Annotated in this window: 24 protein-coding genes; 8 read left to right on the top strand and 16 right to left on the bottom strand. The window is 59.0% G+C overall.

Features of this window, described 5'->3' with window-relative positions; translation table 11 throughout:
• Positions 1-19: 19 nt before the first annotated feature.
• The 5 genes from ftsH to FTO60_RS12120 all read left to right on the top strand — a co-directional run bounded on the left by ftsH (position 20) and on the right by FTO60_RS12120 (position 6,269).
• Positions 20-1,936 (top strand): ATP-dependent zinc metalloprotease FtsH, encoded by a 1,917-nt coding sequence (gene ftsH, locus FTO60_RS12140; protein WP_148056204.1) that lies wholly within the window; start codon positions 20-22, stop codon positions 1,934-1,936.
• A gap of 115 nt (positions 1,937-2,051) precedes the next feature.
• Positions 2,052-2,633: an MOSC domain-containing protein gene (locus FTO60_RS12135; RefSeq protein WP_148056203.1), complete on the top strand. Its 582-nt coding sequence runs from the start codon at positions 2,052-2,054 to the stop codon at positions 2,631-2,633.
• 132 nt (positions 2,634-2,765) lie between these two features.
• Positions 2,766-4,442: a formate--tetrahydrofolate ligase gene (locus FTO60_RS12130; protein WP_148056202.1), complete on the top strand. Its 1,677-nt coding sequence runs from the start codon at positions 2,766-2,768 to the stop codon at positions 4,440-4,442.
• 68 nt (positions 4,443-4,510) lie between these two features.
• Positions 4,511-5,404: a bifunctional methylenetetrahydrofolate dehydrogenase/methenyltetrahydrofolate cyclohydrolase FolD gene (gene folD, locus FTO60_RS12125; RefSeq protein WP_148056201.1), complete on the top strand. Its 894-nt coding sequence runs from the start codon at positions 4,511-4,513 to the stop codon at positions 5,402-5,404.
• A gap of 178 nt (positions 5,405-5,582) precedes the next feature.
• Complete coding sequence (locus FTO60_RS12120) at positions 5,583-6,269, top strand: LytTR family DNA-binding domain-containing protein (RefSeq protein ID WP_172623880.1); 687 nt, start codon at positions 5,583-5,585, stop codon at positions 6,267-6,269.
• 115 nt (positions 6,270-6,384) lie between these two features.
• Here the strand turns inward: FTO60_RS12120 and FTO60_RS12115 are convergent, their stop codons facing one another.
• On the bottom strand, positions 6,385-7,695 hold the full coding sequence (locus tag FTO60_RS12115) for an ATPase (RefSeq protein ID WP_148056199.1): 1,311 nt from the start codon (positions 7,693-7,695) through the stop codon (positions 6,385-6,387).
• A 145-nt stretch (positions 7,696-7,840) separates the two neighbouring features.
• Between FTO60_RS12115 and FTO60_RS12110 the strand changes: the two genes are divergently transcribed.
• Positions 7,841-9,466 (top strand): DUF2029 domain-containing protein, encoded by a 1,626-nt coding sequence (locus FTO60_RS12110; RefSeq protein WP_148056198.1) that lies wholly within the window; start codon positions 7,841-7,843, stop codon positions 9,464-9,466.
• On the opposite strand, the gene FTO60_RS12105 is transcribed toward FTO60_RS12110, so the two are convergent.
• The 13 genes from FTO60_RS12105 to FTO60_RS12045 all read right to left on the bottom strand — a co-directional run bounded on the left by FTO60_RS12105 (position 9,463) and on the right by FTO60_RS12045 (position 20,388).
• Positions 9,463-9,954 (bottom strand): prepilin peptidase, encoded by a 492-nt coding sequence (locus tag FTO60_RS12105; RefSeq protein ID WP_148056197.1) that lies wholly within the window; start codon positions 9,952-9,954, stop codon positions 9,463-9,465. The two genes, FTO60_RS12110 and FTO60_RS12105, sit on opposite strands and share 4 nt — an antisense overlap.
• Positions 9,955-9,958: 4 nt before the next feature.
• The gene (locus FTO60_RS12100; protein ID WP_148056196.1) at positions 9,959-10,819 is read right to left on the bottom strand and encodes a lipopolysaccharide assembly protein LapB; all 861 of its coding nucleotides are present in this window, start codon (positions 10,817-10,819) and stop codon (positions 9,959-9,961) included.
• A 26-nt stretch (positions 10,820-10,845) separates the two neighbouring features.
• On the bottom strand, positions 10,846-11,406 hold the full coding sequence (locus tag FTO60_RS12095; protein ID WP_172623879.1) for a tetratricopeptide repeat protein: 561 nt from the start codon (positions 11,404-11,406) through the stop codon (positions 10,846-10,848).
• A 5-nt stretch (positions 11,407-11,411) separates the two neighbouring features.
• Positions 11,412-12,395, bottom strand: a complete 984-nt coding sequence (locus tag FTO60_RS12090) for a type II secretion system F family protein (protein WP_148056195.1) — start codon at positions 12,393-12,395, stop codon at positions 11,412-11,414.
• Positions 12,396-12,405: 10 nt separating this feature from the next.
• Positions 12,406-13,374, bottom strand: a complete 969-nt coding sequence (locus FTO60_RS12085) for a type II secretion system F family protein (RefSeq protein WP_148056194.1) — start codon at positions 13,372-13,374, stop codon at positions 12,406-12,408.
• Positions 13,375-13,379: 5 nt separating this feature from the next.
• A complete protein-coding gene (locus FTO60_RS12080; protein WP_148056193.1) occupies positions 13,380-14,795 on the bottom strand; it encodes a CpaF family protein in 1,416 nt (471 codons plus the stop codon).
• A 10-nt stretch (positions 14,796-14,805) separates the two neighbouring features.
• Positions 14,806-16,050 carry an AAA family ATPase gene (locus FTO60_RS12075; RefSeq protein WP_148056192.1) on the bottom strand — a complete coding sequence of 415 codons (1,245 nt, stop codon included), beginning with the start codon at positions 16,048-16,050 and terminating at the stop codon, positions 14,806-14,808.
• Positions 16,051-16,338: 288 nt separating this feature from the next.
• Entirely contained in the window at positions 16,339-16,992 is a 654-nt protein-coding gene (locus FTO60_RS12070; RefSeq protein WP_148056191.1) for an OmpA family protein, read from the bottom strand.
• A gap of 15 nt (positions 16,993-17,007) precedes the next feature.
• A complete protein-coding gene (locus FTO60_RS12065) occupies positions 17,008-18,432 on the bottom strand; it encodes a type II and III secretion system protein family protein (RefSeq protein ID WP_148056190.1) in 1,425 nt (474 codons plus the stop codon).
• Positions 18,433-18,637: 205 nt separating this feature from the next.
• Positions 18,638-19,492 carry a Flp pilus assembly protein CpaB gene (gene cpaB, locus FTO60_RS12060; RefSeq protein WP_148056189.1) on the bottom strand — a complete coding sequence of 285 codons (855 nt, stop codon included), beginning with the start codon at positions 19,490-19,492 and terminating at the stop codon, positions 18,638-18,640.
• Positions 19,493-19,628: 136 nt separating this feature from the next.
• Complete coding sequence (locus FTO60_RS12055; RefSeq protein WP_148056188.1) at positions 19,629-19,814, bottom strand: hypothetical protein; 186 nt, start codon at positions 19,812-19,814, stop codon at positions 19,629-19,631.
• 170 nt (positions 19,815-19,984) lie between these two features.
• The gene (locus tag FTO60_RS12050) at positions 19,985-20,173 is read right to left on the bottom strand and encodes a Flp family type IVb pilin (RefSeq protein WP_148056187.1); all 189 of its coding nucleotides are present in this window, start codon (positions 20,171-20,173) and stop codon (positions 19,985-19,987) included.
• A gap of 26 nt (positions 20,174-20,199) precedes the next feature.
• A complete protein-coding gene (locus FTO60_RS12045; RefSeq protein WP_148056186.1) occupies positions 20,200-20,388 on the bottom strand; it encodes a Flp family type IVb pilin in 189 nt (62 codons plus the stop codon).
• A 357-nt stretch (positions 20,389-20,745) separates the two neighbouring features.
• Here FTO60_RS12045 and FTO60_RS12040 point away from each other — a divergent pair, with 357 nt between their 5' ends.
• Together FTO60_RS12040 and FTO60_RS12035 are read left to right on the top strand one after the other, a co-directional pair.
• Positions 20,746-21,594, top strand: coding sequence for a lytic transglycosylase domain-containing protein (locus tag FTO60_RS12040; protein ID WP_148056185.1), 849 nt, complete (start codon positions 20,746-20,748; stop codon positions 21,592-21,594).
• 1 nt (position 21,595) lies between these two features.
• Positions 21,596-23,017 (top strand): UbiA family prenyltransferase, encoded by a 1,422-nt coding sequence (locus FTO60_RS12035; protein ID WP_148056184.1) that lies wholly within the window; start codon positions 21,596-21,598, stop codon positions 23,015-23,017.
• Here FTO60_RS12035 and FTO60_RS12030 read toward each other — a convergent pair.
• Positions 23,014-23,751: an SDR family NAD(P)-dependent oxidoreductase gene (locus FTO60_RS12030; RefSeq protein ID WP_148056183.1), complete on the bottom strand. Its 738-nt coding sequence runs from the start codon at positions 23,749-23,751 to the stop codon at positions 23,014-23,016. The genes FTO60_RS12035 and FTO60_RS12030 overlap by 4 nt on opposite strands.
• Positions 23,748-25,049, bottom strand: coding sequence for an FAD-binding oxidoreductase (locus FTO60_RS12025; RefSeq protein WP_148056182.1), 1,302 nt, complete (start codon positions 25,047-25,049; stop codon positions 23,748-23,750). The genes FTO60_RS12030 and FTO60_RS12025 overlap by 4 nt, the downstream gene beginning before the upstream one ends.
• Positions 25,050-25,052 lie beyond the last annotated feature (3 nt).

Below are 25,052 nucleotides of genomic sequence, written 5' to 3'. Positions count from 1 at the left end.
TACGTTTAGGAGAATTGCCTTGGGCAACGCGCGCAATCTGGCCGTTTGGGTCGTCATGTTCCTTCTTATTCTGGCGCTGTTCAATTTGTTCAGCAGCGGCACTGGAACCACGGCGGCCAACGCCAAGAATTATTCCGATTTTGTGAGTGCCGTTGAAAACGGCGCCGTTGCAAATGCAACGCTTGATGGTGAACAGATCCGCTATCGCGGCACGGACGGTCGGGACTATGTCGTGATCAAGCCCGATGACGCCGAAGTCACCAACCTTTTGATCAACAACAACGTGCCATTGACGGCAAAAAGTCAGGAAACCAACGGGTTTACCTCTTTCCTGATCGGCTTGTTGCCGTTCCTGCTGCTGATCGGTGTGTGGATATATTTCATGAACCGGATGCAGGGTGGCGGCAAAGGCGGCGCGATGGGCTTTGGCAAATCCAAGGCCAAGCTGCTCACCGAAAAGCAGGGCCGCGTCACCTTTGACGAGGTTGCGGGCATCGACGAGGCCAAGGAAGAACTGGAAGAAATCGTCGAGTTCCTGCGCAACCCGCAGAAATTCAGCCGCCTTGGCGGGAAAATTCCCAAGGGCGCGTTGCTTGTCGGCCCTCCCGGCACAGGTAAAACCCTGCTGGCGCGCGCCATCGCGGGCGAGGCTGGTGTGCCATTCTTTACGATTTCGGGGTCCGATTTCGTGGAAATGTTCGTCGGTGTCGGTGCATCCCGTGTGCGCGACATGTTTGAACAGGCGAAAAAGAACGCCCCCTGCATCGTCTTCATCGACGAGATTGACGCTGTGGGTCGTTCGCGCGGTGCCGGTTACGGCGGCGGGAATGACGAGCGCGAACAGACTCTGAACCAGCTGCTGGTCGAAATGGACGGGTTCGAAGCCAACGAAGGCATCATCATCGTCGCCGCGACCAACCGCCCCGATGTGCTTGACCCTGCATTGCTGCGTCCGGGTCGTTTTGACCGTCAGGTACAGGTACCAAACCCCGACATCAAGGGCCGCGAGAAAATCCTTGCCGTGCATGCGCGCAAGGTGCCGCTTGGCCCCGATGTTGATCTGCGCATCATAGCCCGTGGCACGCCCGGTTTTTCCGGTGCGGATCTGGCGAACCTTGTGAACGAAAGCGCGCTGATGGCCGCCCGCGTCGGGCGCCGTTTCGTGACTATGCACGATTTTGAAAGCGCCAAGGACAAGGTCATGATGGGGGCGGAACGTCGTTCGATGGTCATGACCGAGGACGAAAAGAAACTGACCGCCTATCACGAAGCAGGCCACGCGATTGTCGGGTTGAACGTGCCGCAGCACGATCCGATCCACAAGGCGACGATCATCCCGCGTGGTCGCGCGCTGGGTCTGGTGTTGTCTTTGCCTGAACGTGACCAGCTTTCGGTCAGCTACACCAAATACACCTCGAAGATCGCGATGGCGATGGGCGGGCGCGTGGCCGAAGAACTGATCTTTGGCAAGGAAAACGTGACATCCGGTGCATCCAGCGACATTCAGCAGGCGTCCAAGATTGCCCGCGCGATGGTCACGCAATTCGGCTATGCCGAGGAGTTGGGTTTCGTTGATTACGCCAACGAACAGAACTCGTTTCTGGGCAATTACGGTGGTGGCACGAACCATTCCGCCGATACGCAAAAGATCATCGATGACAAGGTCAAGGAAATCATCGACACCGGCTACGAAACCGCCAAGCGTATCCTGACCGAAAAGGCCGACGAGCTTGAGCGTTTGGCCCAGGGTTTGCTTGAATACGAAACCCTGACCGGCAACGAGATCACCAAGGTGATCGCGGGCGAGCCGTTGAACCGTGGCGATGATGCTGATGACACGCCCCCATCGGGCGGCAGTTCGGTCACGGCGATTCCCAAGACCAAGCCGAAAAAGCCGAAATCTGACGGCGGGCTGGAGCCCGAACCGACAACCTAAGCGGCGCGCGAACAAAGCCCCGATGCCAAACCGGCCTCGGGGCTTTTTTGCGCAGGTTTCGGGGTTGAGGGGGCAGGGGCGCTCTGCCATCTTGCGGCAAAGTCAGGAGCCCGCCATGCCCGCATTGAAACCAACCGATATAACCGCGACCGTGACATGGCTGGGCGCGATCATGGACGATGATCTCACTGCCATGATGGCGCAAAGCTACGACCGGATTGACCTGACATTTGCAGGGGTCGAAGGCGCGTTTCATGCAGGGCTGACCCGCCCATCATGCAGCCGGGTGACAGCGCAGTACCCCAAGGGCACCGACATCAGGAACGAACGTCAACTCAGCATCGTCAGCGAAGAAGAACTGGCGCTGATCGCCGCCGATATGGGCGTGAACAGGATTGACCCTGCGCGGATCGGCGCAACGATGGTCATTCGTGGCATTCCCGATTTCACTCATGTGCCGCCGTCCTCGCGCTTGCAAGCGCCCAGCGGTGCGACCGTGGTTGTCGATATGGAAAACCGCCCCTGCATCTTTCCGGCGAAATCACTGGACGTGGTGCATCCGGGCAAAGGCAAGGCGTTCAAGCCTGCCGCCAAGGGCAGACGCGGGGTGACGGCTTGGGTCGCGGCGCAGGGCGCGGTTGCGGTGGGCGATACCTTGACGCTGCACATCCCCGATCAGCGGGCATGGGCGCCCTAGATGCACAGCCCGGACACTCCGACGATTCCGGCAGGCAAAATGTCGCAATCGCTTCGCGCCTGACCGGCGCAGCCCGCTATAGCTGTTTCAACGAAATACGGGCATCTGCCCGATGACAGGGAAATCACCACAATGGCCTACAAATCCGACATCGAAATTGCCCGCGAAGCCAAGAAACGCCCGATTCAGGAAATCGGCGCGAAACTGGGCATCGGCAGCGATGATCTGCTGCCCTATGGGCACGATAAGGCAAAGGTCAGTCAGTCCTTCATCAACTCGGTGCAAAAGAACAAGAACGGCAAACTGATCCTTGTCACCGCGATTAACCCGACCCCTGCGGGCGAGGGCAAGACCACGACCACCGTCGGTCTGGGGGATGGTCTGAACCGGATCGGAAAAAAGGCCGCCGTGTGTATCCGCGAAGCATCATTGGGGCCGAATTTCGGCATGAAGGGCGGGGCTGCCGGTGGTGGCTACGCGCAGATCGTGCCGATGGAGGATATGAACCTCCACTTCACGGGCGATTTTCACGCGATCACGTCAGCGCACTCGCTGCTGTCGGCGATGATTGACAACCACATCTATTGGGGGAACGAGCTGGAAATCGACACGCGTCGCGTTGTCTGGCGCCGCGTTGTCGACATGAACGACCGCGCCCTACGTCAGATCACGGCCAGCCTTGGCGGTGTGGCAAACGGTTTCCCGCGCGAGGCCGGTTTTGACATTACCGTGGCCTCGGAAGTCATGGCAATCCTGTGTCTGGCCAAGGATTTGAAGGACTTACAGCAACGTCTGGGTGATATGATCGTCGCCTACCGGCGTGACCGCAGCCCCGTCTTTGCCCGCGACATCAAGGCCGATGGCGCAATGACGGTCCTGCTGAAAGATGCGATGCAGCCCAACCTTGTGCAGACGCTGGAAAACAACCCCGCCTTTGTGCATGGTGGCCCCTTTGCCAATATCGCGCACGGCTGCAACTCGGTCATTGCGACAACCACGGCACTGAAAATCGCGGATTTTGTCGTGACCGAGGCCGGTTTCGGGGCTGATCTGGGCGCCGAGAAATTCATGAACATCAAGTGCCGCAAGGCCGGTCTCGCGCCCGATTGCGTGGTTCTGGTCGCCACCGTGCGCGCGATGAAAATGAACGGGGGCGTGGCCAAGGCCGATCTGGGCGCTGAAAACGTGGATGCCGTGAAATCCGGCTGCGCCAACCTTGGCCGCCACATCGGCAACCTGAAATCCTTTGGCGTGCCTGTGGTCGTGGCGATCAACCACTTTGTCACCGACACCGACGCCGAAGTGCAGGCCGTCAAGGATTACGTGAAAACCCAAGGCTCCGAAGCGATCCTGTCGCAACACTGGGAACATGGTTCCAAGGGATCCGAAGCGCTGGCGACCCGCGTGGCCGAAATTGCCGAAAGCGGTGTCAGTGCATTCGCCCCGATCTACCCCGACGAAATGTCGCTTGCCGACAAGATTCAGACCATCGCCAAGCGAATTTATCACGCCGACGAGGCGCTGATGGATAAGAAAATCCGCGATCAGCTGAAGCTGTGGGAAGAGCAGGGGTATGGCAACTTGCCGGTCTGTATGGCGAAAACCCAGTATTCCTTCAGCACCGATCCCAATCTGCGCGGCGCGCCCACGGGCCATTCGGTGCCGGTGCGCGAGGTGCGCCTGTCAGCGGGGGCCGGTTTCGTGGTTGTCGTCTGCGGCGAGATCATGACGATGCCCGGCTTGCCGCGTGTGCCGTCTGCGGAAAATATCCACCTTAATGACGACGGCCAAATCGAAGGGCTGTTTTAAGGGGCACCGATCATCGCTATTCGCAAGGTGGGGTTGCGACCCCGCCACCACCGCATCAAGGAACCGATATGTCAGCCAAAATCATTGACGGCAAAGCATTCGCCGCAACAGTCCGTGAAAAGGTCGGCGCGCATGTGGCCCGCCTGAAAGAAGAACACGGGATCACGCCGGGGCTGGCCGTGGTGTTGGTTGGCGAAGACCCGGCAAGCCAGGTCTACGTGCGCTCAAAGGGCAAGATGACGGTCGAGGTCGGCATGGCCTCTTTCGAACACAAGCTGGATGTGAACACCTCGGAAAGCGACCTGCTGGCATTGATTGCGCAGCTCAACGCCGATCCGAAAGTTCATGGAATTCTCGTGCAGTTGCCGCTCCCTTCTCATCTGGATTCCGATCTGGTGATGAACAGTATTGATCCGGCCAAAGACGTGGACGGTTTTCACATTTCCAATGTGGGCCTGCTGGGGACGGGGCAGAAATCAATGGTGCCCTGCACGCCGCTGGGGTGCCTGATGATGCTGCGCGATCATCACGGCAGCCTGTCGGGGATGAACGCGGTTGTGATCGGGCGCTCCAACATCGTCGGCAAGCCGATGGCGAACCTGCTGCTGGGTGACAGCTGCACCGTCACGATTGCCCATAGCCGCACCAGGGACTTGCCCGGTGTTGTGCGTCAGGCGGATATCGTCGTGGCGGCTGTGGGGCGGCCTGAAATGGTGGTGGGTGACTGGATCAAACCGGGAGCCACGGTGATAGACGTGGGCATCAACCGGATCGACAAACCCGAAGGTGGCACGCGCCTTGTCGGTGACGCGCATTTCGACAGTTGCGCTGCGGTGGCAGGGGCCATTACGCCCGTGCCCGGCGGTGTCGGGCCGATGACAATCGCCTGTCTTTTGGCCAATACGATCACCGCCTGTTGCCGCGCCAACGGTCTGGCCGAACCCGAAGGGTTGACTGCGTAAATCACACAGATCGAAAGGTTTTGCACGATTTTGCAAATACCATTTGATTCCATCGCGTTACTCTCTACCTATTAAACAGGTTAGCTGGGGTAACTGACTGGTGCGTGTGTTTAAAAAGTTTGCGGCGGGTCTGCGAAGCGAGGTTTTTCAGCCCGCACCACTGATTGTATGGGCGATCGTGACAGTGATCCTGGCGGTCACCGGGCCGTTTGACACCTATAATGCAATGGATATCTGGGGCCGTGGCGTTTACTGGTTCACGGTCGTGTCCGTCAGTCACATTCTGGCGGTCTGCGTGCGGGTGTCTGTTACTATGGTCTTGACGGGACAACCGCGTTTGCGGCGCGATCTGGTCGGCGCGTTCATCTTTGCCGTGGTTTTCACACCTTTCCTCTACTATTATTCGATCTTAACCGCTGGCAGCCGCGAATTGCTGGGCCTGTCGGCGTTTCGCATGTGGGGCGTTGTTTTGATTGTCGCGCTTTGCATCACCTTGTTGCGCAATTTGAATATGATGTCTTCGGCCGCCACCGAGATACCGCGCCCCCGTCTGCTTGATCGTATCGAGGGTGACCATGACGCGGATTCCATCGTGCGCTTGATGGTCAATGATCACTACGTCGAGGTGCTGTTGACCAGCGGTGTGACCCATCGTTTGCTGATGCGCTTTGCCGATGCTGTCGCCGAGATGGCGGGAACCGAAGGCTTTTGCGTGCATCGGTCCCATTGGGTGGCTCGCGCCCATATCGGCGAGGTGATCCACAAAAAAGGGCGGGTTTTTGTGTGCACAAGTGACGGCGCGCAGGTGCCTGTCGGCCCGAAGTATCGCGTGAACCTTGTCGCGGCGAATTTCCTGACCGAGTAGTGCGCGGCGTGCACCATAGCGTTTCGCCTTAACACTGAAGCGCTTGTCCGCTGCCTCTCCCTTCGGTCGAACGCGAAAAGCGATGTGCGGTGTCTCGATGTAAAGTTGAAACGCTTTAGTGCACGATTTTTTCTTCTTTGACGAACATGTTTGCCCAGGCCCGGTCCACCAGATCGGGGTTCATTTGATAGGGAATCCCTTCGAATTCGCAAATCGCAATGATCTGGTCGATCAAAAAGATCGGCTGATAGTTGGCATAGATGTTGTCGATGGTAGGGTATTTCTTTTTCAGCAGATGAACCAGTGATGCCTCGTCGAGTGGCATTTTGCGCTTGCGTGCGACCATCGCAAAAATCTTGAGGAAATCTTCCTGCTCCGGCCCGTCGATCTTGATCTTGAAAAAGATACGGCGCAGGGCCGCTTTATCGAAAATCTCGTTCGGGTGGAAGTTGGTGGAAAAGATCACCAGCGTATCGAATGGCACTTCGAACTTTTCGCCCGACTGCAGGGCCAGAATATCCTTGTTTTCCTCCAGTGGAACGATCCAGCGGTTGACCAGCGCCTGTGGCGGTTCGGCCTGACGGCCCAGGTCATCGACGATGAAAATTCCGCCTGTGGCCTTCAACTGCAGCGGTGCCTGATAGGTGCGCGCCGTCGGGTTATAAACCAGATCAAGCATCGACAGCGAAAGTTCACCACCGGTGATCACGGTTGGGCGTTCGCACAGCACATAGCGCGTGTCGAACCGCCCCGAGGTGCGGCGCAGGGAGTTCGGATCATCCAGGTCTTCTTCGGCGGCGGAATGTACGATCGGGTCATAAACGGTGATCACCTGACCGGAATATTCAATCGCGCGCGGCACATATATCTTGTCGCCCAACGCATCCCTGATACCGTTCGAGATCGAGGATTTCCCGTTGCCGGGCGGCCCATACATCAGGATCGAGCGGCCCGAACCAACCGCAGGCCCAAGGTGGTCCAGCAGTTCGCCGGGCAGGATCAGGTGGCCCATCGCCGCCGTCAGCTGATCACGTGTCACCTGAATGTTGCGGATCGACTGGCGTTTGACCTGTTCGCGGTAAACATCAAGCGGCACAGGCATCGCGCCAAAATATTCCGACTGCGCGACAGCGTCCAGCGCGCGCGCCTTGCCCGCATCCGTCAGCTGATAGCCCATTTCGCTGCCGTTGTTGGCGTTCAGCGTGCCTGTCGCCTCGAGCAGGCGCTGGGTGCGTGCCAGATCGACCAACTCCTGCGTTACGGGGACAGGCAGGCAAATCACCTTGGCAATTTCCGTGACCAGATCAAGGTTCATGCGGAACATGGTTTTCAACAGGATATCACGCATCATCGCCATCGGCAGTTGCATCCCCGCAAGGGATTTCGGCGCCGGAGGGGCCATCACGTTGGTTGCTTGCATATTCATGTCGGTCTGCCCGTTTGTCGTTTGTTTGTGGCACATGCGCCGCTTTGGCGGGAATGTCGCCAAATCAGACACAAAGCCTTTTGCCTCCCCCCTATTGCCTGACTATTGTGGCGAAAAAATGGACAAACCATTGCAAGGGGCAGGCATGACACGACCAAATCCAGTTACATTTTTCGCGTTTCTTTTGGCGATCCTTGTTGCGATGGGCGGCGCGGCCCTGATGAAGGGCGGGTTCTTCATTGGTCGCCACGAAGGCGACACCCTGCATCTGGTGCAGATCGTGTTCCGCATGGTCGCAGGGGAGGTTCCGCACGTTGATTTCATGACCCCGATCGGTGCCTTGGCCTTTTGGCCGATCGCATTCTTTGTCGAACGGGGCATGGGGATCGGGATGGCGATTCTTTGGGCGCAGGTGGCCTTTGCCGCCTTTATGCTGCCCGCCCTGTGGTGGGTTGGCTACAGCCGACTGTCGCGCGGTGTCGCGCTGCTGTTTGGCCTGATCGTCATGGGGCTGCTTTTGGCGCTTGTATACGGTGAAGCACAGCGCAGCATTTCGTTTTCGATGCATTATAACCGCTGGGCATGGGCCGCGACCTTTATCGCCGTTGTTGCGGCGCTGCTGCCGCCTGTTCATCCCAACAGGCCCGCCATAGATGGTGTTGTGATCGGCACCATGATGGCCGTTCTCGTGATGATCAAAGTGACCTATTTTGCGGCTTTTGCCTTGCCTATTATCCTTGCGTTGGTGCTGGGCAAACGCCTGTCGACGCTGTTGTTTGCTGTGCTGACCGGGGGTGCGATTGCCGTGGCGATCACGCTGTTTGTCGGCGTTGATTACTGGCTGGCCTATATCGGTGATCTGCAGACGGTCGCAAATTCCGATGTGCGTCCACAGCCGGGCGAACCGCTGAGCGCGGTGATGGGCGCGCCCGCCTATATTGCCGGATCGCTGGTGGCGATTGCGGGCGTGATCTTTGTGCGCCAGTCCGGGAGGGCGAACGAGGGGCTGATCCTGTTGCTGCTGGTGCCGGGGTTCTTTTACGTGACATTCCAGAATTTCGGGAACGATCCACAGTGGCTGTTGCTGTTGGGTGTGGTGTTGCTGGCATTGCTGCCGACCCCGGATGTGACCAATTCAATGGGGTTGAACCTGCGCACGGCACAGTTGGTCACGGCGGCGATGGCGTTGGCGCTGATCGCTCCGTCGTTCGCAAACATGCTGTATAGCCCGTTCCGGCACCTGCGCGTGGACGAAACGACCTATGCGCCCATCCTGCCCCGTGGCGGCATTCATACAGATCTGCAAACGGCTGATCTGCGCGCCTTGCGCGTTGACGGACGGGTGGCGCTGGACGGTGAAGGGTCGGGCCTTGAACAGTTCCGCGAGGCGGCGCGCCGTGACGAACAGGCGCAGTTCATGGGCGAGGTATTTCCCTATTGCACGACCGAATTGGGCCTGCCTGCCATGTTTGACGCCGTGACCCGTGATCTTGAGGAGGTCGGGCTGGCCGAGGGCAAGCGTTTGCTGGCTGCCGATCTGTTTTCGTCGTATTGGCTTTATGGATCGCTTGAGCGGCTCGAGGGAGGAGCACCGTGGTATTACGGTGGCTTGCCCGGCTTTGAATCAGCGGATTACCTTTTGGTGCCGTTCTGTCCCGTGTCGCATGACTTGCAGGTGATGATCCTGAAGGCCGTGACCGAACGGGGCACCGACGATCTTAGGGAAATTCGCCGCACGCCGCTTTATATACTGTTTGAAAAGACCGGTTAAATTAGCGGAATCGCCAGGTAAAACGCCAGCGCCGCGCCCAAGGGAAATCCCATCGGAAAGCGTTTTCCCGATGACCAGCTTTCCCATTCGGGGACCAGTTTGCGCAGGGGCGATACCTTGACCAGACGGTGTACCAGATAGCCACCGGCTGCGCAGGCCGCGAGAATATAAAGCATCACTGGAAGGTCAGACAGGGCCACGAAGGGAGCGGCGGCAGCGGCGAATTTCGCATCGCCCGCGCCCAAGACGCCAGCCGCGTTCAACACCATGCCGATCACCAGCATCACGACCAGATTCAACCAGCGCCACGCGTAAACCTCCAGATCCAGCGTGATCAGACCGGTGACTGCGAATACAGCGACCAGAGCATAAACCGCGACATTGGGGATTTTCATCACCCGCATGTCGTTCCAGGCGACAAAGATGCAAATGGGCAGCACGAATGGCAGATACCACAAAGCATCGCTGGCGGAATGGGCAACCTGCACGTGCTTAGTTCGTGACGTTGTCTTCCAGCGCCCGCAGGCTGCGCACTGCGGCCTCAAAGTGCTGGGGATGGGTGTCGATGGCTTCGCGCAGCAACCCGCGCCCGATCGTCACATCGTTCTGTTTGATGGCCGAAAGGGCCAGCGTATACAGCAATTGCGCGCGCTCGATCTGGGTCATCTGGATGACGGGCAGGTCGTATTTGCGCTGCGCCCCGCGCGCCAGAACAAGGTTGTTCTTGGCGGTGAACAGGCTGCTGTCCTGGCGGATCGCATCGCTGAACAGGCGCTCGGCACCGGCATAATCGCCGCGCGTCAACTTGGAAAAGCCCCAGTTGTTGAACACGCCCGCGGGCTGCGTCGTCAGCCCCGCCGCGGTTTCGTAAAAGCTGTCGGCGTTGTCCCATTCCTGATTGCTATCGGCGATCATCGCTTCAAGGCGGTAACGCTTGTAGGTTTCGTGGGTGGGGGGGACGCTATCAAGGGTGACTTCGGCCGCGTCCCACTGATTGTCGCGGATCTGGGCATCGGCCAGATCGACGCTGTCATCCAATGTGGCTTCGGGATGGGCGACAACGGCCTCCCATGCGGGGATCGCATCGGCGGGGCGCTGGGCGCGCACCAAAGACGTTGCAAGACCGCGCATCAAGTCGATCCGCCCGGGATCATTCTCGCTGGCGCGCGCAAAGTAGTTCACCGCCTCATTGGGGTCCCCAACCGTCAGCATCACATCGTTGAGATTGGTTTCATCGACAACGTTCACATCGCGCAACGCGCGGTTCACCTGGGTGTCACCGGATTGATTGCCACAAGCCGTCAACACGACAGCACCTGCCAGCGACAGGGATATCAGGATAGGGTGGCGCATTTTTGCGTCCTTTTACTGCTTTTGCCTCAGGGTGCGGAAAGGATCACGTAGTCGCCTGTGCCGCGCCGCACCAATTCGAATTGTTGACCTTCATTAGGATCTTCATAGCCTGGATTGTCCAATTTTGCGAGTGCCAAGCGCAAGTTGTCGCGAATCTGGTCGGAATTGCCATTATCCGTGGCAAAAGCGCGACGAAACACTTGCGAGGCTTCGGCGATATTGCCCCGTTCCATCAGGATCACGCCCAGATTGTTCCATGCGGCGGCAAAATCGGGGTCTTCATCCACGGCGCGGCGCAGCAGGGTTTCGGCCTGTCCCAGTCGCCCCAAGCGCAGATTTGCGGACCCAAGCGCCGAAAGCGTGTCCACGTTCAACCCCTGTTGGCCCGCCGCGCGGGTATAGGCATCAAGCGCAAGCTGGTATTCGCCAGCCGCCATCAACCGGTGTCCGACGATCAGCCCGTCAACATCCGACGGTCCCGCCACACCGGGCGCATAGACCTGCCCATCGACACGCCCAAAGCCGCCCGGTGCACAGGCGGCGAGGGCGGCAATCACCGCGATCATTGCAATTGGTCCTGGCGTCATGGCCCTTAGAAGTTCGCGTTACCCAGTGTTACCGCGATGTTAAAGATCGACGGCCCGATCAAGATGATCAGAAGCGGCGGAACCGTCAACATCATCGTGGCCAAAGTCATCTTTGTGGGCAGTGTGTTGGCCTTTTCTTCGGCGCGCATGACCCTTTTGTCACGCATTTCACCCGCATAGACGCGCAGGGCTTCGGCGATCGAGGTGCCGAATTGCTGGGATTGGATCAACACGGTCACGAAGCTGGCGATATCGGTCACGCCGCAGCGCTCGGACATGTCACGCAGCACGGCCTGTTTGTCCTTACCGGCCTTCATCTCGTGGGCAACCACTTCAAATTCGTAGGCAAGGGCAGGGAAGCCGGATTTCAGCTCGCGGGCGACGCGGATGATGGATTGATCCAGCGATTGACCCGCTTCGACGCACACCAGCATCATATCAAGGCTGTCGGGAAAGCCGTTGACGATTTCTTCCTGACGCGCGGACTGGCGGCGCGTGACCCAGTACTTGGGCGTCATATAGCCCACGACACCGGGGATCAGGATCGACAGGATCGTCGCCTTGGTCGATGGTTCGCCCGTCGAGGAGGCATAGATCGCATAGGCGACGCCGGCCAAAAGCAGGCCCACACCCATCGCAAACTGGGCAAAGTGATACATCCGCACCGCGTTCTTGGTGCGGTAGCCGGCCTGCATCAGTTTCAGCCGGATCGCGGAGTATTCTTCCTCGTCCTGTGGTTCCAGAAAGTTGGAATACTTTTCCAGCTTGTCCTTGCCACCACCTGCGCGCAGCTTTTCAGCCTTTGAAAGCGCCGAGTTTTGCGCGCGCGTGCTGGCGCGCAACTTGTCCAGCGGATCGACCTCTTTCTTGAGCATGGTCGGCAAGACCAGCAAGATCATCAAAACGCCCAGCATGCCCACCACGATCAGCGGGCCAAACGGGCCCAGCAAATCGGTCAGCATCGTGGTTATGGTATCGAGGATTTCCATAGTCTGGTCCTTACACCTTGATATTCACAAGTGTTTTCATGACGATCACGTTCACCGTCAGGAACGCTGCCACCACAAGAGCGGCAGGGATAAACACCGAAGTTTCGCGCACATCGTCGTAGTAGTCGGGCTGGATCACGTTGATCCCGACCAGCGCCAGCAGCGGGAAGACGGACAGGAACATGCCTGACCATTTCGCCTCGGCGGTAATGGCCTTGACGCGGCGGAACAGTTTGAACCGCGCGCGGATTACCTTGGCCAGACCGTCCAGAATTTCAGCGAGGTTACCACCCGCCGTTTGCTGGATGGTCACCGCCACAGCCAGGAATCGCATATCCTGCATGTCCATGCGTTCGGCCATGTGTTTCAGGGTTTCACCCATGTCGCGGCCATAGGCGGCCTCGTCCGAGATCATGCCCATTTCGGTGCCCAGCGGATCGGGAACTTCCTTGGCGACGATCGCGATCGCCGAAGAAAACGGATGCCCAACGCGCAGGGACCGCACCATCAGTTCAACAGCATCGGGCAGTTGTTCTTCGAGCAGGGCCATGCGTTTCTTGGCCTTGTTGTTGATCCAGACATAGACGCCGCCAATGCCCATCGCCGCCGCAACGCCCGCGCGGATCTGCACGCTGGCGCCGGTGCCGACGGTGAGACCGATAAAGGCCATGACGCCAAGGGCGGCCATCACCATGATCAGTTGCGGCGGAGTGAAGGCGATGTTGGCCTTTTGCGCCTTGCTGGCCAGGATCGAATAAAGCGGGATGCTTTTCGATTTCATGTGCTGGGACATTTCCTTGCGGAGTTGTTCAAGCACCTGTTCGCGGCCTGCGCCCTTTTCAAGCAGTTCAAGCCGGCGGTTGACCTTGTTGTTCAGGCTGATGGATTTGCCAAAGACGGTCAGATACAACCCTTCGACAAGCACCAGAATAGCCACGAAAATGAGGCCATAGATGATGGGTTCGGCGGAAATCGTCATAGCGTTTACTCCGCGACCATAGGTTCAAAGATAGCGGCGGGCAGGTCATAACCCCACAGCTTGAAGCGATCCGAGTAGTGCGAGCGCACGCCGGTCGCCGTAAAGTGGCCGATGATCTTGTTGTCCGGTGTCAGGCCGACACGCTGGAAGCGAAAGATCTCTTGCATGGAAATCACATCACCTTCCATGCCGGTGATTTCGGTGATCGAGGTCATGCGGCGCGACCCGTCCTGCAAACGCGAGGCTTGCACGATCAGGTTCACAGCCGATGAAATCTGGCTGCGCATTGCCTTGAGGGGCATCTCAATCCCGGCCATCGCGATCATGTTTTCCAGACGCGACACACCATCGCGCGCCGAGTTGGCGTGGATTGTGGTCATTGATCCGTCGTGGCCGGTGTTCATGGCCTGCAACATGTCGATCACTTCCTCGCCGCGGGTTTCACCAACGATGATCCGGTCGGGGCGCATACGCAGGGCGTTTTTCAGACAGTCGCGCTGGCTGACGGCACCCTTGCCTTCGACGTTGGGCGGGCGGCTTTCCATCCGGCCCACGTGGGTCTGTTGCAGTTGAAGTTCAGCCGTGTCCTCGATCGTGAGGATGCGTTCGCTGTCATCAATGAAAGACGACAGGGCGTTCAGCGTGGTCGTTTTACCCGAACCTGTCCCGCCTGATACGATGACGTTCAAGCGCGTGGACACGGCGGCCTGCAAATAGGCAGCCATTTCTTCGGTAAAGGCGCCGAACTTGACCAGATCGTCAATCGCCAGCTTTTCCTTTTTGAACTTACGAATGGAGACGAGGGAGCCATCGACCGCAACAGGTGGCACCATCGCGTTGAAACGCGAGCCATCGGCAAGACGCGCATCGACGTAAGGATTGCTTTCATCGACGCGACGACCAACAGCCGACACGATCTTGTCGATGATGCGCAGCAGGTGGCGTTCGTCTTTGAACGTAATATCCGTCAGTTCCAGTCGACCGTCGCGTTCCACAAAAATTTGCTGCGGACCGTTCACGAGAATATCATTGACGCTGTCGTCTTTCAGCAGTGTTTCCAGCGGGCCAAGACCTGTGACCTCAAAGAACAGATCCTGATTCAGGGACTGGCGTTCGTCGCGGTTCAAAACGACGCCCATTTCCTCGAGCGTTTCGGTGGCAATCGCGTTGATTTCCTGACGCAAATCATTCTCGGACGCATTTTCCAGCGCCGAGAGGTTCAGGTTATCCAGCAGCGCCTTGTGCAGCTCGAGCTTGATCTCGCCCAGCCGCTCTTTGCGCTTTTTCTCTTTGTCTTGGGGCGCGGCTTGCGCGGCGACAGGTTTGGCCTTCATCAATGATGGCTTGGGTGCCCCGGCGGCGGGCATCGGTGTCACGTTGCTGGCAGCCTTGGCATCGGGTTTCTTGTATTTGGAGAACATCTGGTGCCTCTTAATTTGTTACGGCGACGTCGGCCGTGTTGACCTCGTGGACAGACTTGGCCAGCTTTGCGATTTCCTTGCGCAGCGGGTTTTTCGGGATGCCTTCGGCCAATGGCGCGCCGTGATCGGCGTTTTGCGCGACCTGTTTGCCACCGTCGGGCAGTTGCACTTCGATGGAAATCCCAAGGGATTCGGCCAACCGCTTGACGCGGCTTTTGCCGTTCAGATCGGTGAACTTGGGCGCGCGGTTCAGCACGAACCGCAGTTTTTCAAACGGCAGTTCTTCGCCCTGCAACGCCCGCTTGAGGCGCAGCGTGTTCTGGGCCGAACGCAGGTCGATTTCAAGCGTCGCGAAATAGACATGCGCGGCGTGCAGCACGGTTTCGGACCATTCTACCATCGTCGAGGGCATGTCGATCACGACATAGTCGAAATTGGTGCGGGCCATTTCGATGATGCGTTCCACATCAGTCGGGCCAATCAGATCAAGCGGGATCAGATCGGTGGGCGCGGTCAGCACATGCAGCTTGTCTTCATAAGACAACAGCGAATGCATGAAGCTTTCGCTATCCATCGATTCCGTGTCCGACAGCATTTCGAACACTGATTCGCGGCGTGGCAGGTCCAGATAGGTAGAGGTGCTGCCAAATTGCAGATCAAGATCAATCAGGCAAACCCGTGGCGGCTTGTCCTTGTCGATGTTGGCCAGTTCCCATGCCAGGTTCACCGCGAGCGTTGTCGCGCCCGTGCCACCGGCCATGCCGTGAACGGGAATCACAACCCCGTTGCGGTCGCCCGTCGCCTTGAGCTTGTTTTGCATCTCGGGGGCCACGGGGGCCTCGGCGGGTTCGGCCAGCACACGTTCGATCGCGCGGGCCAGTTCGTTTTCCGGCAAGGGGTAGGGGACGAATTCGTCGCCGCCTTCGCGCAGCAGCTGGTGCAAAGACGCGGGGCTGACATCTTCGGCGATCAGTATCACCTTGATTTCACGTGTTTTTGCGGCCGCGATGATGTCGGTGATCAGGGACAGATCAGCTTCGTCCTCTTCGTCCAGCGCCACGGCGATGAATTGCAGTTCTGCCGCTTCGGGCTGTTCAAGAAAGGCGAGCGCGTCACCAAAGCCAAGGTCGCCCCAGTTTTCACCAAGGGTTGCTTCCATGTCTTCGATCAACAGATCGAAGATCTGAACATCGCGGCTAATCGTGCACGCCACGATTGGTTGTGGGTCGGGCTGCAATACTGCGTTGCTACTCATTGCCTTACGTCCTTTGTTACCGGGCAACGGACGGGGACGCTGATTTACCGGTCGGCCCTGAATTGGCCGGGGCATATCCCCACCGATGCCCATGCCCTTGTCGGGGCTTGGGTCTCTCGATTGGGAACAACTTGCTTGGGAAACGTGACCAGATTGGGGCCAAAAAACTCCAATTGTGCGAATTCTCGCGACGATCACGGGAAATGAAGGGGGTTGTTTCACGGATTGTCGCGAAAAAACAAAAAACGGGCCACCTGGACCCGCTTTTTGCCGGAGATATTCTAGAGCTTAGGGCGCAAGTTGCGCGCCGCGTCCGCCTGTCAGGGTCGATGGAGCCGCAGCACTGACAACGTAATCGCGGAAAACAACCTCGCCGTAGCGACCATTCATGATGGTTGGGTGGTTTTCGACGAATCCCGATACTTCGGTCACGGTGCGGCGATTGCGGCGTTCGCGCCCTTCGGTGACGACCAGCGGCTGGGTTTCGCCAAAGGATACAACAGCCTCAAGCCGGTCGCGACCAATGCCCTGACTGGTCAGATAAAGCACCACGGCCTGGGCACGTTGCAGCCCAAGACGGCGGTTATAAGCCTGACTGCCGACAAGGTCCGTGTGGCCATAGACCTTGAAGCGCACTTCGGGGAATTGGCGGATCCACTGGGCCTGTTCGCGCAGGGTTGCGCGGGCCTGTTCGTCCAAAGCCGTGGAATTGAACGGGAAATTCACGGTCGTTTCCACTTCGGAGGCAAAGCGCCGTGCCAGATTGATCGTGTAGGTGCTTTGTCCGGTCTGAACGAGCGTGTTGTTCATGGTCGAATTGCCAAAGCTGCCCGTGTCGATCTGGCTGCCCGCCTCGCGGTCGAATGTCGGGAAATAGGTGTTCCCGCTGGTGCAACCCGCAAGTAAGACCGCGATTGCCGCTGTCGCAACAAGATGTTTCATCGGTCTCATCCCTTTTTAGTCAAGCACGTAGCCATATGACCCGCTGAAGTCCTGTCTTGCAACCTCTCCGGCGCCACCAGTTGTGGGGCCTTCGCCTGCGGCGACACGGCCGAACAGGAACAGGTCACGCTCGGAAGGCGGGCGAACACGGTCGGTGGGCAGGGCCAAGGCCTCGCCACGGGTCGGTGTTACAAGATGCGGTGTCACGATAATCACCAGTTCGGTCTGCTGACGCGAGTATTCGGCGCTGCGGAACAGGGCACCAAGCACCGGGATGTCACCCAGCCAAGGCACCTGGCCGTTCAGGTCGATAAAGTCGTCTGACAGCAGGCCTGCGATTGCAAAGCTTTCGCCATCGCGCATTTCGACGGTGGTTGATGTTTCGCGGCGTTTGAACGCATCAACCGTAAAGCCGCCTTGGGTAAACCCGTTGGTCGGGTCAATCGAAGACACGGCGGCCAGAAGTTCAAGGTTGATGATGTCGCCATCCACCACGCGCGGTGTAAAGTTCAGCTCGATCCCGAAAGGTTTGTATTCAATCGTGATCGCGCCATTGTCCTGGGCGACGGGAATGGGGTACTCGCCACCGGCAAGGAAACTTGCCTCTTGTCCCGAAAGGGCGGTGAGGTTCGGTTCAGCCAATGTGCGCACCACGCCGCGCGCTTCAAGCGCCTCGAGGAGGATACCGACTTCGAGACCGCCGGCGTTAAAGCCGAACAGCATCGCGCCGTTGTTCTCGTTTGCGCCGGGCAGAGTGCCTGTCAGCGTGCTTGCCGCGCCGCCTGCGGTCACAGCCCCACCGGTGCCGCCCGAAATCCCAAGATCACCACCCAACGCCGTGCCACCAAGGGCCAGCGAGGAGCTGAGCGATTTGGAAACAGAGCGCTGCATTTCCGCGAAACGCACACGCAGCATCACCTGTTGGGTGCCGCCGACGCTCATGAGATTGGAGACGCGTTCAGGTGCGTAGCGGTTGGCCAGTTCAAGCGCGCGATCAAGGCGGGCAATGCTGGACACCGTGCCGGACAGGACGATCCCGTCATTGGCGGTGCGCACTTCGATGTTCTCGCCGGGCAGGATCTGCCCAAGACGTTCTTTGAATTCTGCAATGTCGGGGGTCACATGGACTTCGACATTGGTAATGAGGCGACCATCGGCGCCCAACAGGGTCAGCGTTGTGCGCCCCGGTTCCTTGCCCAATACATAGATCGTGCGATCCGAGAGCGAGGAAATATCGGCAATGCCGGGGTTGGCAATGCTGAGTTCCGTAAATGGAACGTCGCTTTCCACGACAACAGCCCGGTTCATGGGAACCTGCAGCGCACTGGATGGAGAACCACGCATGACCTGCAACGTTTCAGCGGGCGCCGTTGTCGGCGCCGCTGCAAATGCAAGTGTAAGGCCCGTCAATGCGGCCTTGATAAATCTGTCATATTTCATGTGACCTGCCTCTGTGATCACGCCCAAAAAAACGCGGACTTTTGTCCGTCATTGGGGCGACGATGGCCCACTCGCGCAAAAATAGCAAGAATCAATGCGTTGCGGGGCGACTCTTATGTGGATAACGCGCAACAGGTTGCCGCGGCGTCATGGAAAAGGCGCGCCTTTTTGACAGGCGCGCCTTGTTGTTGGATGTCGGTTTTCATCAATTGGTGCAGGGGATTGGCACATCAATCGTTTCAGCGCCGCGGCGTGTGCGGATCGAACACCCCTGTTCTTCCACAGCCTCGGGAACGACGGCTTGTTCGACGATCCCCAGCAACGCGCGCTGGTCAACTTCGATGGCTTCGACCACGCTGTCGTCTTCGCGGCCCACCAGGGAAAGTGACAACCGGCCCGATGATTGAGCTTGTGCCAGGGCCGCGACTTCTTGCGGCGTGACCTGCACGGTGACGGTGCGTGCAACGTTGGCTTCGCCACGGTTGCTTTCGGCGGTCTGGTCGACAGCGATGATTTCGACACCGGTTTCGATCAGCTTGGTGACATCGCCGCCGCCACGTGTGGCACCTTCAATGCGACCGGTCCAATAGACGTCAACGCGGTCACCCGGGTTCAGAAAGCCCGATACGCCGGAGGCCACATCAACACGGATCGTAAAGGCACGCATACCACGGGCAAGGCGCGAGGTCAGGCCTGCATCTTCGCCCGGTTCGGTGACTTTGATCGCGATGATCGGTTCGTTTTCTTCCAGTTGGCGCAAGACGACGCGTAGCTCGTCCCCGCCTTTGGGGAACAATTCTTCCTGTGTCATGAACACGCCTTCGGGCAGGAAGGGTTCAGCATATTTAATGAACTGAATGTCGGCGGTGGTGATCACCTCGCCATAGGCCATTTGCCGGTTGACGGCGAGCACATCGACAGTTGCGACATTCTGCGCGGCGGCGGCGCGTTGCGCGGCCAGCTCTGCGTTTTGTTGCTCAAAGTAGCCCTGGACCATGTAGATTGCAAAACCCGCGAGGGCCATGCCTACAATCAGGACCAATCCAAATACGGCTCTCATAACATTATCCTTTCAGGACCAACTCTTTTGCCTCTCCGCGCCTTGTGGCACGGTTGAAACCGACACTCGCACGCAATTGCGGCGATTTCGTGCCAAGCGGGGGGCTTTGGCGTGAAAATTCACGCGCATTTGTCGATCAATATTCGAGGATTTCCTGACTGGTCAGGCGGTTACCCACACTGTTGGAGTGATCGATAGCACCGGCCCCGATCGTCGCAATAATGGCGAGCGCGAGCCCGATGATCGCGGCTGTCAGCACGACCCAGTCAACGGTGATCGCACCGTCGTCTTGGGTGTGAAACTGTTTTACAAAGTTGAACATGATCGTCTCCGTCAAATTGGGTGTTGGGTTGTCTTGCTATGGTTTTGTCGCGGTAATGTGGCAGGAACACGTTGGGTGGGTGGCAAATTGATGCTTTCGCACAAATGCTGGCGCGCAAACGAAAAGGACCGCACCCAAGGGTGCGGCCCATTTCGACATGTCACAACGTCTTAGTTGTAGTCGACGATTGTCTGTGCGGTGAGCTGCGAGCTGATCTTGTCGCCCAGGGCAGTTGTGCCGTTACCGACCGAAGTCAGCACTGCGATACCCAGACCAACGATGGCGGCTGTCAGGACAACCCAGTCAACGGTCACGGCACCGTCTTCGTCGGCGCGGAAGTTTTTGATGAAGTTAAGCATTTGTATTCTCCAGAATGCGGGGTTGATTAGTTGTAGTCGACGATGGTTTGTGCGGTGAGCTGCGAGCTGATCTTGTCGCCCAGAGCAGTCGTGCCGTTACCAACGGATGTCAGGACAGCAATGCCCAGACCCACGATGGCTGCAGTCAGCACAACCCAGTCAACAGTAACTGCGCCGTCTTCGTCGTTGCGGAAGTTCTTGATAAAGTTAAGCATTGTATGTCCCTCCTCAGGGTGTCGCTCAGTTTCACTACCTATCCGGATCAGCCCGCACCGGCCTCTTGTTGGTGCAGTCCCCGTCTTGGATGGGCATATATAGCCAGCCGAATGGGGCGAGACTTTGACCGATTTCGTGCATTTTTTGACGAGCGAGATTTTCTGGGAAATTCATGGTTAATGAATTGTTTTTATGTGTAAATTTTTTTCTTCAGTCGGGGCTAGGTGGTTTTTATCGTCGCGCAGGCGTGTCCAATAAAGCGCAACACATTTGCATTGTTCACAGATCGGTGGTCAGACATCGGGATCTTTGCGATAAAGATGCCAATAAGAAACGAGGCAGGGGCACGAATCCGCATGAAGCGGCGCGTCACACTATATACGGCCCTTGTGGCTGCGATGTTGGCAGCGCCGACATTTGCTGAGGTCAACCGCCTGCAGCCGGATTTTACGTTTCGCCGTGTGACCGTGCCCACTGCGGGTGCAGGCAACCGGATTACCGTTCAGATCGCGCCTTCAGCACCGTCGGGTCCATCGACGCCTGCGCGGGCGGGCGAAGGCGGCGCGGCTCCGGTGTCCCGTGGTGGCAGCGCCGGAAATGTCGCGCCGATCAGCGGGCTGGAATGGTTCTGGCTGGCCGTTTCTCCCAAGATCGAAGATAGCGGGCCCGGCCGACTTGCCCTTGCCCTGCGTGAAATGGGCAACGCCCCCGAAGGCGAAGCCGTGCCCGCCCCGCGCATGCAAACCATGACCGATATCGCCAATACCCACGGCCTGGACATTCTGCGTCACACCGTCGGCACCGAGGTATCCCCCGCACTGGTTCTGGCCGTGATCGCCGTGGAAAGTGCTGGCCGTGTGGATGCGCAAAGCGGCGCAGGCGCCCAGGGGTTGATGCAACTGATGCCGCCCACCGCCGCGCGTTTCGGCGTGGCAGATAGTTTTGACGCGGCCGATAATATCAAGGGCGGCGTGGCCTACCTTGCATGGCTGATGGAAGAATTTGACCGTGACCCGATCCTTGTGCTGGCCGGGTATAATGCGGGCGAGGGGGCCGTGCGCACCAACGGCGGCGTGCCGCCTTACGCCGAAACCCGCGCCTATGTGCCCAAGGTGCTGGCCGCCTGGCAGGTCGCGCGGGGGCTGTGCATGACACCGCCCGAACTTGTGACGGATGGCTGCGTTTTCGCGATGAACGGGGGCTAGCTTGTCTGATAAATTGCCGCTGGTGCTTGATGTTGATGGCACATTTTTGAAAACCGATATGCTTTTGGAAAGCTGGTGGGCGGGCATGGGGCGCGACCCGATGGCGACCCTGCGCGCCAGTTTCGGCCACTTTCGCGACCGCGCTGCGCTCAAGGCCGAACTGGCCCAGATCGCGCAGATCCGCACGGATTTGTTGCCGGTGAACGCGGATGTGGCGGCGATGGCGGCAACCGCGCAAGACGAAGGGCGCGAGGTCGTTCTTGCGTCGGCCTCCGATGCCAGCCTCGTGCAGCCCTTGGCGGATCACTATGGCATGGGCGGGCGTATCTTTGCGTCAGACGGGCATGTGAACCTCAAGGGGGTGGCCAAGGCCGATGCACTGGTCGCGGCCTACGGTGAGGGAGGCTTTGATTATGCTGGCAATGACGCCTCGGATATGGCCGTGTGGCGGCATGCGGATACGGCGATTGTCGTGGGCGGCGTCAGTGGCACGTCCAAGCTGACCAATGTCACCAAGGTATCCGGCGGCTGGGCCCCGCGCGACCTGATCCGCGCCCTGCGCCCGCACCAATGGGTCAAGAACGTGTTGTTGCTGTTGCCGATGCTGGCGGCGCATGAATTTGGCCTTGCGACCCTTGGCCTTGTCCTGCTGGGCATTGCGGCGTTTTCGGCTGCGGCGTCGTGCATTTATATCGTCAATGACCTGCTTGACCTCGAGGCAGACCGGCTGCACGCGACCAAATGCCGTCGCCCGTTCGCGAGCGGGGCGGTGCCGATCACGGTGGGCATGGTGGCCTGTGGCGCGTTGGGGGTGATTGCGCTGGGGCTTGGTGCCTTGCTGGGCGGTGCATTCCTGTTGGTGGTCGTGACCTACATGATCCTGTCGCTGGCCTATTCGCTGCGCCTCAAGCGGATGCGCTGGATTGATATCGCGGTGCTGGCCACCCTTTATACCCTGCGCGTCGTCGCAGGGGCGGCGGCAAGCCGTGTGGATGCCTCGGTCTTTATGCTGATCTTTATCTTTCCGGTCTTTATCACGCTGGGCTGCGTCAAACGCATGACCGAACTGGCGCTGGCCACCGATGACGAACGCCTGCCCGGGCGCGGGTATGGGCGCACGGATCGCGGCGATCTGCTGAACATGGCGGCGATTGGCATGGTTGGCGCGCTGGTGATCTTTTTCCTGTATAGCCATAGCGCGCAGGCACAGGTGCTGTATCCGACGAAATGGCTGATGTGGGTCGCGCTGGTCCCGATTACAGGCTGGCTGTTCCGGATGATCCGGCTTGGCTATCTGGGCAAGCAGGATTACGACCCGATTGTCTTCGCCCTGCGCGACAAGCGCGGGATCGGGCTGTTGCTGATGACACTGGCGCTGATGTTCTATTCAGCGGGGATCTGGCAGCAGTTGTTTGGCTTTTAGATCGACATCTTCTTGAAGATCGGTTCCGGCACGTTGCGGATCACCAGCATGATCAACCGCCAGATTCCTGCCGTATAGATCACGTTGCGCTCCTTGCGCAGACCTTTGGCGATGTCTTTGGCCGCAGCTTCGGGGGTTGTCATGAAAGGCATGGACTCCATCCCCCAGGTCATCGCCGTATCCACAGGGCCGGGTTTGACAGTCATCACATGCACGCCGGACCGCCCCAGACGGTTGCGCAGGCCCGACAGATAGGTGGCAAAACCGGCCTTGGCCGCACCGTAAACATAGTTGCCCAACCGCCCGCGATCCCCCGCGACAGAGCCGACACCGACGATGGCTCCGCCGCCGCGGACCTCCATCATCGGAGCAAGGCGTTGCAGGAACTGGGCCGGGCCGGTGAAGCTATCCATCACCACGCCGTCAATCATGGCCGGGGTTTCGTCGATCACCGCTTGATCGGGCATAGAGCCGGTGAAAACGGCGGCGTTCAACATGCCGTGTTGATCGGCGGCCAGATCAAGGATCGGTTGAAAGGTCTTGGCATCGCGCACATCAAGGCGCAGCACATGGGCATCCGCCGCGCCGCGCGCGCGCAGGTCCGCCGCCGTGCCTGCCATATCGTCCATGTCGCGGCCACACAGGATAAGGGTCGCGCCGGTTTCGGCACGGTCCCGCATAAAGGCGCGGGCGATGGCGGATGTGGCGCCAAGGATGATCCAGGTATCGCTCATGTCGCGCTCCTCAGTTGCAGTCGGCGGGTCATATCGGTGGCCAGCGTGCCCTTGGGGTCGGCCTTGGCCACGGCCTTTTGCCACTGGGGCAGTTCGGGATACATCGCCGCCATTTGTTCGGGTGTCGCCAACGCGTCCTTGGCCAGATACAGACGTCCGCCTGCGGATGTGGTCATGTCCTCAAGCTCGCCGATCAGATCGCGGGCGGCGGCGCGATTGGGGAAATCAACGGCCAGCGTGTAACCCTCCATCGGGAAAGACAGATACCCGGCGCGGCCTTCTCCCATGCGTTTTAACACGGCAAGGGGGGATGCCAGCCCACTGCCGGCAATCTTGTCCAGCATCCCGCGCAAGGCGCCGGCCTGATCCAGCGGCACAACGCATTGAAACTGATGAAAGCCACGTTTGCCATAAAGCCTGTTCCAGTCGTGGATGCGATCCAGCGGGAAAAAGAAATCCTGAATGGGCTTCACCACAGTGCGCCCGTCGGCAGGCACACGGCGGTAGTAGGCCGCATTGAACGCGCGCACGATGGGTTTTGACAGGGCGAAATGCGGGGCATTGAAGGGCACGGATTTGGACGGTTTGGGTTTGGGGACAAGCCCTGCGCCTGTCTCGCCTTCCTCCAGAATACCACGACCAAGGGCCTCACCGCGCGCCGTCGCATCAATCCAGCCAACGGTATAAGTGGCCTGCGAGGCATCCAGCAGGGCGATATGTTCGTCCCAGCCTTCGGCGCGCCGTTCGGTCACCATCATCACATCGCCCTTGCAGGCCAACATTTGGATCGCGGCGCTGAGGATCACACCGGTCTGGCCCAAACCACCGATCGTGGCCTGCCAGAGGGTTGTGTCCTTGGGGGTGATCCGGCGCTGTTTGCCGCTTTGCAGCAAGGTGATCGCGGACAGATGCTGGCCAAAGCTGCCGATATGGTGGTGGTTCTTGCCGTGCACGTCCATCGCCACACAACCGCCAATCGTCGCAAAGCCGGTGCCGGGCATGACCGGGGGCAGCCAGCCTTTGGGTGCGAAAAGGCGGGCCAATTCGCCGATGGTCAGGCCGGATTCAACGGTGACGATGCCGGATGTCGCATCGAAATCCAGCACGCGGTCAAGGCGGGTCATGTCGATGACGCGCCCGTTGTCATTGAGGGGTGCGTCGCCATAGCTGCGCCTGTTGCCGATGGCAGGGGCGGTGGGCAGCTTGGCCAGAACGCTGGCACGTTCGGGGCGGGCGATATCGCCCGTGGCTGTCAACGCACGGCCCCAGCCAGCGTAGGTGTCGGTTTTCCAGGTCATCGT

The sequence above is a fragment of the Octadecabacter sp. SW4 genome (assembly GCF_008065155.1).
In the GTDB taxonomy this organism is placed as follows: Bacteria; Pseudomonadota; Alphaproteobacteria; order Rhodobacterales; family Rhodobacteraceae; genus SW4.
This window is presented reverse-complemented; position numbering and strand designations above follow the sequence as displayed.

Excerpts from the sequence above, each read along its gene's own strand:
- FTO60_RS12080 (WP_148056193.1), bottom strand. The coding sequence starts at position 14,795 with ATGTTCTCCAAATACAAGAAACCCGATGCCAAGGCTGCCAGCAACGTG.
- FTO60_RS12110 (WP_148056198.1), top strand. The coding sequence starts at position 7,841 with ATGACACGACCAAATCCAGTTACATTTTTCGCGTTTCTTTTGGCGATC.
- FTO60_RS12075 (WP_148056192.1), bottom strand. The coding sequence starts at position 16,050 with ATGAGTAGCAACGCAGTATTGCAGCCCGACCCACAACCAATCGTGGCG.
- FTO60_RS12050 (WP_148056187.1), bottom strand. The coding sequence starts at position 20,173 with ATGCTTAACTTCATCAAAAACTTCCGCGCCGACGAAGACGGTGCCGTG.
- FTO60_RS12025 (WP_148056182.1), bottom strand. The coding sequence starts at position 25,049 with ATGACCTGGAAAACCGACACCTACGCTGGCTGGGGCCGTGCGTTGACA.
- FTO60_RS12030 (WP_148056183.1), bottom strand. The coding sequence starts at position 23,751 with ATGAGCGATACCTGGATCATCCTTGGCGCCACATCCGCCATCGCCCGC.
- FTO60_RS12135 (WP_148056203.1), top strand. The coding sequence starts at position 2,052 with ATGCCCGCATTGAAACCAACCGATATAACCGCGACCGTGACATGGCTG.
- FTO60_RS12055 (WP_148056188.1), bottom strand. The coding sequence starts at position 19,814 with ATGTTCAACTTTGTAAAACAGTTTCACACCCAAGACGACGGTGCGATC.
- FTO60_RS12070 (WP_148056191.1), bottom strand. The coding sequence starts at position 16,992 with ATGAAACATCTTGTTGCGACAGCGGCAATCGCGGTCTTACTTGCGGGT.
- FTO60_RS12115 (WP_148056199.1), bottom strand. The coding sequence starts at position 7,695 with ATGAATATGCAAGCAACCAACGTGATGGCCCCTCCGGCGCCGAAATCC.
- FTO60_RS12130 (WP_148056202.1), top strand. The coding sequence starts at position 2,766 with ATGGCCTACAAATCCGACATCGAAATTGCCCGCGAAGCCAAGAAACGC.
- FTO60_RS12100 (WP_148056196.1), bottom strand. The coding sequence starts at position 10,819 with ATGCGCCACCCTATCCTGATATCCCTGTCGCTGGCAGGTGCTGTCGTG.
- FTO60_RS12090 (WP_148056195.1), bottom strand. The coding sequence starts at position 12,395 with ATGGAAATCCTCGATACCATAACCACGATGCTGACCGATTTGCTGGGC.
- FTO60_RS12095 (WP_172623879.1), bottom strand. The coding sequence starts at position 11,406 with ATGACGCCAGGACCAATTGCAATGATCGCGGTGATTGCCGCCCTCGCC.
- cpaB (WP_148056189.1), bottom strand. The coding sequence starts at position 19,492 with ATGAGAGCCGTATTTGGATTGGTCCTGATTGTAGGCATGGCCCTCGCG.
- folD (WP_148056201.1), top strand. The coding sequence starts at position 4,511 with ATGTCAGCCAAAATCATTGACGGCAAAGCATTCGCCGCAACAGTCCGT.
- FTO60_RS12045 (WP_148056186.1), bottom strand. The coding sequence starts at position 20,388 with ATGCTTAACTTTATCAAGAACTTCCGCAACGACGAAGACGGCGCAGTT.
- FTO60_RS12065 (WP_148056190.1), bottom strand. The coding sequence starts at position 18,432 with ATGAAATATGACAGATTTATCAAGGCCGCATTGACGGGCCTTACACTT.
- FTO60_RS12085 (WP_148056194.1), bottom strand. The coding sequence starts at position 13,374 with ATGACGATTTCCGCCGAACCCATCATCTATGGCCTCATTTTCGTGGCT.
- FTO60_RS12040 (WP_148056185.1), top strand. The coding sequence starts at position 20,746 with ATGAAGCGGCGCGTCACACTATATACGGCCCTTGTGGCTGCGATGTTG.